This is a genomic window from Paenibacillus sp. FSL K6-1122, assembly GCF_037977015.1.
Lineage (GTDB): Bacteria > Bacillota > Bacilli > Paenibacillales > Paenibacillaceae > Paenibacillus > Paenibacillus amylolyticus.
This window is the reverse complement of the sequence record NZ_CP150272.1, coordinates 4256319-4269289: the sequence shown is the minus strand read 5'-3', so window position 1 is coordinate 4269289 and position 12971 is coordinate 4256319. Positions and strand designations below refer to the sequence as shown.

Annotated in this window: 13 protein-coding genes and 1 other annotated feature; of the genes, 9 read left to right on the top strand and 4 right to left on the bottom strand. The window is 45.9% G+C overall.

Going from position 1 to position 12971, the window contains the following annotated elements; translation table 11 throughout:
- Positions 1 to 298 precede the first annotated feature (298 nt).
- The 4 genes from NSQ20_RS19230 (at position 299) to tyrS (ending at position 4550) form a co-directional block, all read left to right on the top strand.
- Entirely contained in the window at positions 299 to 1768 is a 1470-nt protein-coding gene (locus NSQ20_RS19230; RefSeq protein ID WP_047843431.1) for a YdiU family protein, read from the top strand.
- Positions 1769 to 1927: 159 nt separating this feature from the next.
- Positions 1928 to 2371, top strand: a complete 444-nt coding sequence (locus tag NSQ20_RS19225; RefSeq protein WP_340030607.1) for an Imm63 family immunity protein — start codon at positions 1928 to 1930, stop codon at positions 2369 to 2371.
- Between the two features lie 20 nt (positions 2372 to 2391).
- Complete coding sequence (locus NSQ20_RS19220) at positions 2392 to 2841, top strand: DUF4375 domain-containing protein (RefSeq protein ID WP_340030606.1); 450 nt, start codon at positions 2392 to 2394, stop codon at positions 2839 to 2841.
- A gap of 98 nt (positions 2842 to 2939) precedes the next feature.
- Positions 2940 to 3167, top strand: a binding site (T-box leader).
- Positions 3168 to 3287: 120 nt separating this feature from the next.
- Positions 3288 to 4550 carry a tyrosine--tRNA ligase gene (tyrS, locus tag NSQ20_RS19215; protein ID WP_036672932.1) on the top strand — a complete coding sequence of 421 codons (1263 nt, stop codon included), beginning with the start codon at positions 3288 to 3290 and terminating at the stop codon, positions 4548 to 4550.
- Positions 4551 to 4704: 154 nt separating this feature from the next.
- On the opposite strand, the gene NSQ20_RS19210 is transcribed toward tyrS, so the two are convergent.
- The 4 genes from NSQ20_RS19210 to NSQ20_RS19195 all read right to left on the bottom strand — a co-directional run bounded on the left by NSQ20_RS19210 (position 4705) and on the right by NSQ20_RS19195 (position 6900).
- Positions 4705 to 4983 carry a YxcD family protein gene (locus tag NSQ20_RS19210; protein ID WP_017687903.1) on the bottom strand — a complete coding sequence of 93 codons (279 nt, stop codon included), beginning with the start codon at positions 4981 to 4983 and terminating at the stop codon, positions 4705 to 4707.
- Between the two features lie 5 nt (positions 4984 to 4988).
- Positions 4989 to 5486: a hypothetical protein gene (locus tag NSQ20_RS19205; protein ID WP_036613538.1), complete on the bottom strand. Its 498-nt coding sequence runs from the start codon at positions 5484 to 5486 to the stop codon at positions 4989 to 4991.
- Between the two features lie 98 nt (positions 5487 to 5584).
- A complete protein-coding gene (locus NSQ20_RS19200) occupies positions 5585 to 6151 on the bottom strand; it encodes a PadR family transcriptional regulator (protein ID WP_036613540.1) in 567 nt (188 codons plus the stop codon).
- A 173-nt stretch (positions 6152 to 6324) separates the two neighbouring features.
- Positions 6325 to 6900: a carbonic anhydrase gene (locus tag NSQ20_RS19195; RefSeq protein ID WP_036613541.1), complete on the bottom strand. Its 576-nt coding sequence runs from the start codon at positions 6898 to 6900 to the stop codon at positions 6325 to 6327.
- Positions 6901 to 7249: 349 nt separating this feature from the next.
- Here NSQ20_RS19195 and NSQ20_RS19190 point away from each other — a divergent pair, with 349 nt between their 5' ends.
- From NSQ20_RS19190 to NSQ20_RS19170, 5 genes are all read left to right on the top strand, one after another.
- On the top strand, positions 7250 to 8764 hold the full coding sequence (locus tag NSQ20_RS19190; RefSeq protein ID WP_340030605.1) for a carboxypeptidase M32: 1515 nt from the start codon (positions 7250 to 7252) through the stop codon (positions 8762 to 8764).
- Positions 8765 to 8924: 160 nt separating this feature from the next.
- A complete protein-coding gene (locus NSQ20_RS19185; protein ID WP_076328512.1) occupies positions 8925 to 9929 on the top strand; it encodes an ABC transporter substrate-binding protein in 1005 nt (334 codons plus the stop codon).
- 29 nt (positions 9930 to 9958) lie between these two features.
- On the top strand, positions 9959 to 10753 hold the full coding sequence (locus NSQ20_RS19180; protein ID WP_047843426.1) for an ABC transporter ATP-binding protein: 795 nt from the start codon (positions 9959 to 9961) through the stop codon (positions 10751 to 10753).
- 5 nt (positions 10754 to 10758) lie between these two features.
- Positions 10759 to 11583 carry an ABC transporter permease gene (locus NSQ20_RS19175; RefSeq protein ID WP_074096946.1) on the top strand — a complete coding sequence of 275 codons (825 nt, stop codon included), beginning with the start codon at positions 10759 to 10761 and terminating at the stop codon, positions 11581 to 11583.
- Positions 11584 to 11931: 348 nt separating this feature from the next.
- The gene (locus NSQ20_RS19170) at positions 11932 to 12909 is read left to right on the top strand and encodes an aromatic acid exporter family protein (RefSeq protein ID WP_036613548.1); all 978 of its coding nucleotides are present in this window, start codon (positions 11932 to 11934) and stop codon (positions 12907 to 12909) included.
- The last annotated feature ends 62 nt before the right edge of the window (positions 12910 to 12971 follow it).

The following is a 12971-nucleotide window of genomic DNA, read 5'->3' as shown; positions in this document are numbered from 1 at the left end:
AGACGTGTCATCTAGTAGTAAGTGGAATGGATCCAAGATGGTTTTCTGGGAAGTGGAATGCAAGAGAATGACCCCACTTGGCAAAGAAACCTCTTGGATTTTTTGGTGCTTACGATTCATGAGGAATGCAAAAGGCATGCAAATATGCTAAAGTTTCATCAAGAACATTTTAGATGTTCGTTTAAGTCAACAACCTCTTGAATTGAATTTCCATGCGACTACATAAATGAGCATTGGTTCACAAGGCTACAATATAACCAAGGGATATCCCTGGTACAGAAAAGGAGTTGTGATCACCATGCAACAAGAAACGTTGAACAAAGGTTGGAACTTGGAGAATAGTTATGCGCAGTTGCCGCAACCCTTTTTTACAAGTCAGGGCGCAGTGCCTGTTGAATCACCAAAGCTGATTATTTTCAATAGACTGCTTGCATCCAGCTTGGGTCTGGATGTGGAGTCTCTTGACAGTGATGAAGGAGCGGAAATTTTTGCAGGTAACCTGATTCCGGAAGGGGCCGAGCCTTTAGCTCAAGCCTACGCAGGGCATCAATTCGGCAATTTTAACATGCTTGGAGATGGACGAGCTTTGCTGTTGGGTGAACAGATTACGCCACAGGGCGAGCGAGTGGATATCCAGCTGAAAGGTTCAGGGAGAACACCGTACTCTCGTGGAGGAGATGGACGTGCTGCTGTAGGGCCCATGTTGCGAGAGTATATTATTAGTGAAGCGATGTATGCACTGGGTATCCCAACGACACGCAGTCTGGCTGTGGTATCAACAGGAGAAAACATTATCCGCGAAACAGAGCGGCCAGGTGCCGTATTGACCCGGGTGGCTTCCAGTCATATCCGGGTAGCAACCTTTCAGTACGCAGCAAGATGGGGGTCTATTGAAGATCTTCGGGCGTTGGCTGATTACACGTTGAATCGACATTTCCCTGAGGTTGCCCAAGCCGAAAATCGCTATCTTTTGTTCCTTCAGGAAGTGATTAAACGGCAGGCGGCTCTCATAGCCCAATGGCAGCGTGTTGGTTTCATTCATGGCGTGATGAACACGGATAACATGGCGATCAGTGGTGAGACCATCGATTATGGTCCATGCGCCTTTATGGATGCTTACAATCCGTCGACCGTATTTAGCTCCATTGACAGACAAGGTCGCTATGCTTATGGTAATCAACCGTATATTGCCGGGTGGAATTTGGCTCGTTTTGCCGAGACGCTTCTGCCGTTGTTGCATGAAGATGAAGAACAGGCCGTGCAACTCGCTCAGGATGCTATCGCACAATTTTCTGAATTGTACCATCATCATTGGCTCAAGGGAATGCGTGCCAAACTGGGCTTGTTGGATGAAGAGGCCGAAGATGAAGCATTGATCAAGGAGCTTCTTGAACTTATGGAGAAGCATAGTGCAGATTACACCAATACGTTCCTGGCTTTGACCTTTGATACATTGGAAGGGACAGCTTTGTTTGGCACGCCAGAATTTGCTGAATGGCATGAGCGGTGGCAAGCAAGATTGGACAGACAGCAAGAGGAGAAGGAAGTCTCTCGACAGTTGATGAGAACAAACAATCCAGCGGTCATTCCCCGAAATCATCGGGTCGAGGAAGCCCTTGAGCAAGCGGAGAATCACGGAGACCTTAGCGTGATGGAGAAGCTTTTGGCAGTTCTTTCAGATCCGTTTGCACACTCACCTGAACAGGCTGAATATGCCGAACTACCTGCACAATGTAATACTTCGTATCAGACTTTTTGTGGGACCTGATTGAACAGTAGGAATAAATATGAAGAGGCTGCCTTGGGCAGCTTTTTCATTTTTTTATTCTGTCATGAACGTTAGAATTCAACGTTTTTATTGAATTTGGAGATTATCATGCAATAATCAGAGAAGTAGAGTTTTACTTTTGCAGAGGCAGGTGCATTCATGTCCAACATGTTAAGCAAAGAACAATTGGCAGACATCCTTTTACAGCTTTTAGAGCGTACATCTTTCCCTAGGGAACAGATGCAGAACTATGTTAACCGCTTGTTTGAGAGCTTTAAATGGGATGGGGTGCCCTATGTAGAGAGTGGAGAAGATGAGTATATCGTTCGAATATACGAACGTGGTCTCGTCTCATTGGAGAAACGGGTGAAACAGCCGGATGAAGTCATCTATTGGTTGCTGGAGGATATTATTTTCACCGCGACGCATGTAGGGTTGTTGGAACGACATGGCGTGGATAATAAAGAGACGCATTTGAACTATACAAATGAAGTGATGAAGGACCTGAACAGGGGTGTCCTGGAAGCCTTCCAGCAGATCGGTGATCCGTATTTACATTGGCATCAGACGGGTAAACGTCAGGAGTTAGAGGGCATGGCATAAAGAAAAGTGAGGTGTGTTACATGAGCGAGCAAGATATTAATGACGTATGGTATGACTATGCTGTGTTATTTGTCGAAAAAAAGAATGAATCTGAACAGGGCTGGGCATCGTTGACTTCGAACGAGCAGGACATTGCAGCTTTATGGTTGTTAGAGGCGGATATCTTTAATGGCGGTTTTATACAGTTTTTCTGTAACTGGGGGGAAGAGGTGTACCGTTACGCGTTGCGGGCATTACATATCATTGATGCGACTCAAGTCGTGGAGATTATAACGTCAGCATACGGCTGCATTGAGCACTTGAAAGAGGATGAAAGGCTTACCGAACTGTGGGATATTCCTAAATTCCTGACAAAGGAACAAGAGCAGCAGTTAGATGCGCTGGATCAGCAGTTTTGGAACAATGAGGATCAGATCGCGGAGAAAGCTTATGGTTATTATCACGGAAAATTGAACATGATGATCATATAATCTGGTTTCAACTATGCATCCGTTGTTCTGTTCGAAGATTAATACTTGGTCTTGCAATGACTGAAACGTTCGGCTATACTTGCTATAAATTGAATACATGAATCACGTTGATAGAGCGCAGTAGCGGCTTTGTCCCTGTTACAGAAAGTCAGGGGTTGATGGAACCTGATACATACAAGGGCTGCGAATTACACTCTGGAGTACTTGGGTAATGCTAAGCGGATGGGCAAACGATATATTGCCAAAAGTGGTATGGATAACGTGTTAAGGTCACGTGTTGTCCATGCAATATGGGTGGTACCACGGTTATGATAATCGTCCCTGTGTCTTAATGAAGACAAGGAGGCGATTTTTTTGTGTCCAAAAAAGCCGTTCCAGCGTGTAATTTCGTAATTTAACGTTGATCATGACTGAATCTTGAGGATAGAAAAGGGGTTATACACATGATGAATATTATTGATGAACTACAGTGGCGTGACGCCATTAACCAGCAGACAGATGCAGAGGGACTGCGTGAGTTGACTGAAACCAAATCAATCTCATTGTACTGCGGCGTTGACCCTACGGGGGACAGCATGCATATCGGACATCTCATTCCATTCATGATGCTGAAACGTTTTCAACTGGCAGGACACCGTCCGGTTATTTTGATAGGTGGAGCTACAGGAACAATTGGTGATCCAAGTGGTCGGCAGGCAGAACGTTCTTTGCAAACGATGGAGCAAGTGCAGGAGAATGTGGATGCACTGACAGCGCAGATGAAGAAGTTGTTTGTAACAGACGGTGATAATCAGGTTCGCATGGTGAACAACTACGATTGGACACACAAAATCAATGTGATTGAATTCTTGCGTGACTACGGCAAAAACTTTAACCTTAACACAATGTTGGCTAAGGATGTGGTTGCGAGCAGACTGGAAGGCGGAATCTCGTTCACCGAGTTTTCCTACCAGATCCTTCAATCACTCGACTACCTGCACCTGTTCCAGAACGAAGATGTACAGCTTCAAATCGGTGGTTCGGATCAATGGGGTAACATCACAAGTGGTCTCGATCTGATTCGTAAAAAAGAAGGATCTGAAGCGAAGGCTTACGGTCTGACCATTCCACTCATGCTCAAATCAGACGGTACGAAATTCGGTAAAACAGCTGGCGGCGCAATCTGGCTTGACCCGAACAAAACAACACCATTTGAGTTCTACCAGTTCTGGGCGAATACAGATGACCGTGATGTCATTAAATACTTGAAATACTTTACTTTCCTCAGCAAAGAACAAATCGAAGCTTTGGCTGAAAAGGTAGAGACAGAGCCGCACAGACGTGAAGCACAGAAAGCACTCGCGGAAGAAATGACAAAATTCGTTCACGGCGAAGAAATGCTCGAACAGGCTAAACGTATTACAGCGGCGCTGTTCAGTGGTGATATCCGTTCCCTGACAGCAGATGAAATCGAGCAGGGTTTCAAGGAAATGCCAACATTCGAAACGGACGGGGAAGCGAAAAATATCGTCGACTGGCTCGTAGATCTGGGGTTGGAGCCATCCAAACGCCAGGCCCGTGAGGATGTCACTAAAGGCGCTATCTCCATGAACGGTGAGAAAATCACGGAGCTTGAATTCACAGTGTCGGCAGAGCATGCCATTGGCGGTAAATTCATCATTATCCGTAAAGGTAAGAAGAACTACAGCCTGGTTAAACTACAATCGTAGTTTCCAAGAATTAGAACGTAACACAGAGACGTATAGAGACTATAATAGACACACAAATAAAGCTACAAATACAGAAACAAAAAGACCGCCTTCCATCTCTGTCAGGACAGAGGGGAGGCGGTCTTTCGTATATCAGGCCAGTGAGTGACCTATCTTATTGATTAACGATCGCTGTGATTTCTTCATCCAGATCAAGTCGTACATTCTCACGGTACGCCCGGATGTTGTATTCACTGTGCAGGTAACGAAGAATCGCTTCAATCATATTGGACTCCACCAGATATTGACTACGGCCTTGAATCCAAACTTCAGCGGAGTAACCTGTATCTTCTTCCCAACTCAGTTCTACATTCACATCGGTTGGACGTACACCCTTACGTTCTGCCATATGAATACAGATTGCATTCACAATTTCATCCATGCTCAGAACCATAGAGACTAGTACCGTCCGTTTCTGTTACGGTCATCATCACGATCATTGCGACGGTCATAACGACCATCCGCTGCAGGTTTGCGACGATTGGAGATGGCTCTGAAGAGTGCCATAGCCAGCATAACAATCAACATAATTGCTGCAACGTTCACGAGCAATCCAAGGATGTTACCCAGAGCGCCCATGCCACCGAACAATCCGCCAAACATCATACCAGCAAGACCACCAAGCATCATGCCTTTCATGAATCCGCCACCGCCGCCGAAGAATCCGCCACGGTTCGTTGTAGCTGCTCCATTGCTGGAGTTGTTATTCGTATTCGATTTGCTTACATTGCTGTCGGATTTCTTAGGTGTATTGCTATAACTTTTCGTACCGGATTTGAATCCGCCACCACGTCTTGCATCCGCAGAATCCGGATTCGTTACTCCCACTGTTGCGAACAATAATGTAAAGGCCATAAATACCATCATTAGATGTTTAACTCCGAATTTTTTCTTCATTGTAAAGATCGTAACCCCCCGATTAATTTGTTTGAATCGCCCAAAAATGGGCCTTACTCATGTAATACGGTCAACTTGCAGGAACGTTTCAAATTTTATTAAATTTCTGAAACGCTTGGACTTGGGTCTTGAATTGCAGCTTGGCCATCAAGCAATTGGGTAACCCAATGACACCATTCCAGGCCTGTTTGTGCGTGCATTAACCCTTTTTGTACCAGGATGTAGCTTCCAAAATCTCGGTTGCCTACACGAAGATTATCCTGAGGTATACGTGACTTCAGATCCTCGAAATAACGTATGCGTTCCATAAACCAGCTTTTACGCTCGTTAAGAATGCGTCTCATGCTTCCGTCTTCCGCTATGCCAACACACAAAATACGCAAATTAAATTCATCGCGTGTAACCGGTGCGGTAACAGGAGTAATCATCCATTCCAAGAGCTTTTCAATGCCTTTTTCCGTAACTGCGTACATTTTCTTGTCCGGTTTGTCAGACTGTTGTACCCAGCGGGAGGCCAATAACTCATCGTTTTCCATCTTGGACAGGAGTGGATAGATCTGGCTGTGTTTCGCCTGCCAATGAGGCTGGATTTTCAGCATCAGATCATAGCCCGATGACTCCTCGCGGGTAAGCAGCCCGAGTAATCCGTAGGAAAGTATGTTCATGCACATGTCTCCTTAATATTAGGGCTAGGTCAGAGAGAACAATCGTTTTTACTTTCTTTGACCGCTTTCATAAAAAGTGTACACTGAAACTGTATGGTTTGACAACCTGACAGAACAACTGCCTTAATTTAGACAAAAAAAGTGCGAACCATAAGGTCCGCACTCCAAACCATTTAGAGAGATGCCTGTTGTCCATACCCCTCAGCGACAAGATCAAGCTCACCTGTGGCAGAATCGATAACCATGCCGTGGACGGGTACATTGGGAGGAAGTAAAGGATGCTTCTTGATCACTTCCACAGTATGTTTTACCCCTTCTTCGACGCTGTCAAACCCGCGCAACCATTTTTGCAAACGGATGCCAGAGTTCTCCAGGGTTGTCATGACTTCTTCCGATACGCCACGCTCAACCATATGTCCAATCATGGTCTCAGCGTGAAGGGAAGCCATACCACATTCCGTATGCCCCACTACCAGGACTTCATCTGCACCCAGTTCATAGATGGCGACAAGTACACTACGCATTACACTCCCGAAAGGCTGAGAGATAATTGCGCCTGCGTTTTTGATGATTTTCACATCACCGTTTTTCAGGTTCATGGCCTTGGGCAGCAATTCCACCAGACGTGTATCCATACAAGTGATGATAACCATCTTTTTGGTTGGAAACTTGCCAGCCGTATACTTTTCGTATTCTTTAGTCTCGACAAATGATTTGTTGTAAGTCAAAATCTCTTGAATGTTGTTCATGTCCATTGCCTCCTGTTATCCAATACGACGAGCACGGCCACTTGCATATGATGCAGCTTGTCCTACACGCCTTTGCTTTAATAGTATTTCACGGTCAGCAGATGGCATTACTCCAACCCTTTAGAGGTTGTTCAAAAAGTCCACTTTTGATTACGAATCATGCCTGAGGGCATCATCAGCATCGAAGTTGAACGCCATTTCTATCTTCTCGGTAATGAAAACCAGACTTTTTGAACACGTATCTTTAGGAGAACAATGCAATTTTCATCTGTTAAAAGTTGATTATACGCAATGCAAAAAGTATCATCAATAGGGTATAACATTTTTTTTGAAGAGGTGAACGATAACAATGGATAAACAAACACAGGAACATTTGGAATCCTTCCGTAATCTGGCTCGTAAAATTAAGAGCTATCATGAAGCCATTGGTTTGCTTCACTGGGATCTGCGCACAGGTGCGCCGAAAAAAGGCGTTCCGACTCGTTCGGAGACGCTGGGTATGTTGTCCACCGAAGCATTCAAGCTGCAAACCTCGGCTGACATGAAGACTTACCTGGATGCATTAACGACTCCAGCAGTATTGGAACAGCTCGAAGATATAGATCGTCGTCTGGTTGAAGATTGCAAGAAAGAATATGATCGCAGTCAATCCGTACCACCTGAGAAAGTACAAGCATATACGGTGCTCACGGCCAAGTCCGAAACGGCATGGGAAGATGCCAAGCATAACAGTGATTTTGCAGGATTCTCACCTTATCTCACAGATATCGTTAAGCTCAAACAGGAGTTTATTGATTATTGGGGTGTGAAGGATACACGTTATGATACGCTGCTTGATATGTATGAACCGGATCTGACGGTTGAGAAAGTGGACGCTGTGTTCGCCCGCCTCAAAGCACGTTTGGTGCCTTTGCAAGAGAAGATTAATGCTTCAGAAAACAAGCCAAATACAGAGTTCCTGAATCAGTTGTTTGACACCAAACAGCAGGAAAAATTCAGTCTGTTCATCTTGGAACAAATGGGCTATGACTTTGAAGCTGGACGATTGGACGAGAGTGTTCATCCTTTTGCAACGGGTCTTAACCCGGGTGATGTGCGGATCACAACACATTATCTGCAAGATGATGTAGCAAGCGCAGTCTTCAGTTCACTACATGAGGGCGGACATGCCCTGTACGAGCAAAATATTGATGACAGTCTGGCGGGTACCCTTTTTGCCGAAGGAACGTCCATGGGGATTCATGAGTCCCAGTCCCGTCTTTGGGAAAACATGATTGGTCGCAGCCTGCCATTCTGGACACGTTATTACAAAGATTTGCAGCAGCATTTCCCGCAACTGAGCGAGGTTGAACTGGAAGATTTCTATCGTGCAATCAACCGGGTGGAGAGTTCACTCATTCGGATTGAAGCGGATGAACTGACCTATAACCTGCATATTATTATCCGATATGAGATCGAGAAAATGTTATTCAACGATGGTCTGGAAGTGAAAGACCTGCCAGAGACCTGGAATGCAAAATACAAGGAATACCTAGGTATTATGCCAACGAATGATGGAGACGGTGTTCTTCAGGATGTTCACTGGTCTGGTGGTGACTTTGGTTACTTTGCTTCGTATTCTCTGGGTAATATGTATGCAGCTCAAATTCTACATACATTGCGCAAGGAAATGCCGGAGTTTGATACCCTCATTGCCGAAGGTAATCTGATTCCAATTAAGGAATGGCTTACAGACAAGATCTACCGGTATGGTAGAAGTCGCACACCTTCCGAATTAATTGTTGCCATAACGGGTGAAGAATTGAACCCGGATTATCTGGCTGATTATCTGGAAGCCAAATATGCCGAGATTTACAAGCTGTAGGTATCCCCGTAAATAACATACTGAATAACATTTCGAAGAGCTGAAGAGTCGGGCAACATTGCCCGGCTCTTTTTTGCATTTAAGTTCTTAACCTTTTGTTGGGCATCGGCATATCCATAATAGAGAGAAACTGCTGAAACCAGTGAAGGAGGGAAACAACATGAAATACACGCCATGGTTCGTCCGGGGCATCGTTATTCTGCTGATTATCATTGTGGCGCTCACCAGCTGTAATAAGGAAGAGAATGAAGCCAAGATTACGATTGGCGAAGTGACTCGTTCGGTATTTTATGCACCGGAGTATGTGGCTGTGGCTCAAGGTTTTTTTGAAGAGCAGGGACTTGAGGTGGATATTCAAACGACTGCTGGTGGTGACAAAACGATGGCGGCATTACTCGCAGGTTCGGTGGATATCGCACTGGTAGGGGCGGAGACGTCCATATATGTCTATCAACAGGGAGCGGAAGATCCGGTCATTAACTTTGCCCAGCTCACCCAGACGGATGGTACATTTCTGTTCGCTCGTAACACAGAAGGTAGCTTCGATTGGGAGCAACTGAGGGATTCCACATTTCTCGGTCAACGCAAAGGCGGCATGCCGCAAATGGCAGGGGAGTTCGCACTGAACAAACATGGCATTGATCCTCAAAGTGATCTGGAGCTGATTCAAAATGTGGACTTTGCCAACATTGCGTCTGCTTTCGCCTCAGGCACGGGAGATTATGTTCAACTGTTTGAACCCCAGGCATCCATCTTTGAACAAGAAGGTCGGGGTAAGGTTGTTGCATCGTTTGGCACAGAAGGTGGTCTTCTGCCTTACACCGTCTTCATGACGAAACAGAGTTATCTTCACGACAATAAGGATATCGTACAGAAGTTTACGAATGGTCTACACAAAGCGCAGGCATGGGTGGATTCCCATACGGCTGAAGAGATTGCTGAAGTCATTTCTCCTTTTTTCAAAGACATCGATCCAGCCATTTTGGTAAGTAGTGTGAACCGTTATAAGGAACAGGGCAGCTATGCAACGGATCCGATCATTGATGAGGAAGAGTGGAACAATCTGCTTGATGTCATGAGTGCCGCCGGAGAGTTGAAAGAACGTGTGGATTTGAATGCCATTGTGGATAATGCCTATGCGGAAGAAGCTACGAAATCAAAGTAATGGGGTATTCAGGAAAGGAAGTGAGCAGAATGCCTGAATCCGAAAGTGTGATCCGACTGGAGGGGATCTCTCAAGTATACGTCAGCGAGCGGGAAGCTTCCTTGGTGCTTGAGGACTTGAGTCTGGAGATCCAAAAAGGAGAGTTCGTCAGTCTGGTTGGACCGAGTGGATGCGGTAAAACGACATTGTTGTCGATCATCGCCGGGCTGCTCACACCCACCCGAGGAGAGGTTAAGGTTAAAGGCAAACTAGTTGGCGGCCCCTCAGCACAGATTGGTTATATGCTTCAACAGGACTATCTGTTTCCGTGGCGGACCATTCTGGATAATGCATTAATCGGTCTTGAACTGACAGGCAGACTGGATGAACGGAGCCGTGAGCGTGTACGGGAACTGCTGGTAAGTATGGGGTTGGCCGGAACGGAGAATCAGTACCCTTCAGAGCTTTCAGGAGGCATGAGACAGCGAGTAGCCCTGGTGCGCACGCTGGCAACCGATCCGGGGATTTTATTGTTGGATGAACCATTCTCAGCACTTGATTATCAAACCAAGCTGCAATTGGAGGATCTGGTCTCGGACACGTTAAAACAGTTTGGCAAAACATCTGTTCTCGTCACCCATGATTTGTCTGAAGCCATTGCGGTCAGTGACCGCGTCATTGTACTGGATCGCAATCCGGGCCGCATCCGTCGTGAATTTATCATTCCCGATGGAATTCGTAAATCTCAGCCGTTTCATGCCAGGGAGCAAGAAGGATTTAATGCGTTGTTTCAGGCATTGTGGAGTGAACTGGATCAGTCCGGGGGAGGTGAGGAAGACGCGTGAATCCAATGAATCCGAAGCAGGAAAAGCGTGACGAATGGATGGGGCAGCTGCATCGGAATCATATTCAGCAGGTGGCCAGATGGCGACATCAAGTGCTTGCCGTACAGTTATCTATGTTAGTATGTATGTTTTTGCTATGGGAAGTGGCAGGCAGACTCCGTTGGATTGATGTACTGTTATTCAGTTATCCGAGTAAGGTTTTTGCCCAGATTGGCAAGGACATCGCTAGTGGCGAGTTGTGGGCACATGTTGGGGTAACCGTAGGGGAAACGGCAGTTGGTTTTTTATTGGGAACACTGGTGGGAACCTTGCTTGCGGTTTTAATTTGGTGGTCTCCTTTTTTGTCCAAGGTGCTGGACCCCTATATGGTTGTGTTTAACAGTATGCCAAAGGTAGCACTTGGCCCGATCTTTATTGTGATGTTCGGCGCGGGTTTTACAGCGATTGTTATGACCACATTGTCTATCACGGTCATTATCACGACACTGGTGGTGTATAACAGCTTCAATGAAGTGGATCCCAATTATATTAAAGTCATTCGTACGTTTGGTGGAGACCGTTCCGAGATTTTTACAAAAGTTGTATTACCTGCTTCTTTTCCGGCGATTGTATCCACCTTGAAAGTGAACGTTGGCATGGCTTGGGTGGGTGTAATTGTGGGTGAGTTTCTGGTCGCCAAACAGGGCCTCGGTTATCTCATTATCTACGGATTCCAGGTATTCAACTTCACACTTGTATTATCGAGTCTGTTAATTATTGCTGCAGTTGCAACAGCCATGTACCAACTTGTTGTCTATGCAGAACGCAAGATGCTGGCTGGCCGCAGGTGATTTGGAAGTGTTTTACTCGTAATGTGACCGGGTATGATATGTATACAATTTCACAAGGGGTGTCACGTTGCCCGATACCGTAAAATCAAGTACCATATTTAGTATGATTATTCCGCGCAGATCCGGAATGAATGCGATGATTGGAGAAGAGGGCCTTGAGGTTCTGTCGCAACGATCTAACTTGCCAGCGTCCCTCATTCGGGGCGTGTTGCTGTGACCGGCATGCATGCGCATGTCGGTTGATGTCGTCTAGTTTACATTTGGATGAGACATACTAGTCATGATAAATGAATGAGGCGACGAGCTGGCTAAGAATTTTTTTGCAGCTTAGAGGAGATGGAATGTTAAATGGGTTTTAGGGTAATTAAAACTGCAATCGCCGCATTAATGGCTGTATTGATTGCAGACTGGTGTCGCTTGCCGGGACCAACATCAGCGGGATTGCTTGCCATTCTTGGCGTGGATGTAACGAGAAAACGAAGTATTCGCACCATATCGGCGCGGTTCTTTGCTTCCGTAGTTGGACTTTTATTTGCAAGTGTACTTTTTCACTTTCTAGGCTTCCATTATTGGGTGCTGGCGGTATACATATTGATCGCATTCCCGGCTATTGTCCGGGTAGGCTTCAAAGAAGGTATTGTTACAGGTTCTGTTGTGGTGTTTCGGGTGTTCGGCGGCGGGGAGATGGACGTGCATGTCGTCCTCGTACAAATTGCTTTGCTGTTAATTGGTCTTGGTTCCGCAATGGCGGTTAACCTGGCCTATATGCCGGCAGCAGATCCACAGATGCTGCGCATTCGCAAACGAATCGATGAACTCTTCTCGAAGATTTTCAAGGAATTTGCGGCCACGCTGCGTAATCCCAATGAAGCATGGGCGGGGAGAGAGCTGATTGAAGCAGATAAAGCGATCCTTGGCGGTATTGATGCTGCCAAGCGGTCTCTGGAGAATCAGGTGATTCATCCGAATGAGGAATGGAGTGTCTACTTTTATATGCGCAAAACGCAGTTGGACTCCATCCAGCACATGATGCATCTCGTATCCCAGATCTATCAGAAGATGCCACATGCAGAAATGGTATCGGAACTGTTCGATCAGCTTAGTCAGGATGTACTTACTGAATCCTACACCGGACGAACTGAAAAACTTCTTGCAGATGTGCAAGAAGAATTCAAACGTATGGAGCTGCCGGATACAAGGGAAGAATTCGAGATTCGTTCCGCAATTCTCCAGCTGTGCCGTGAACTCGCGCTGTATCTGAAAGTCGCGAAGAAGGACAAAGCGCCGTCCCCAATCTCGGACCGGTCCCAATCTACAAACGAATAATAGAAAATAGTTGTCACCCTAGACGAATGCCCTGCATACACTTGTAGTGAATGATTGTATGG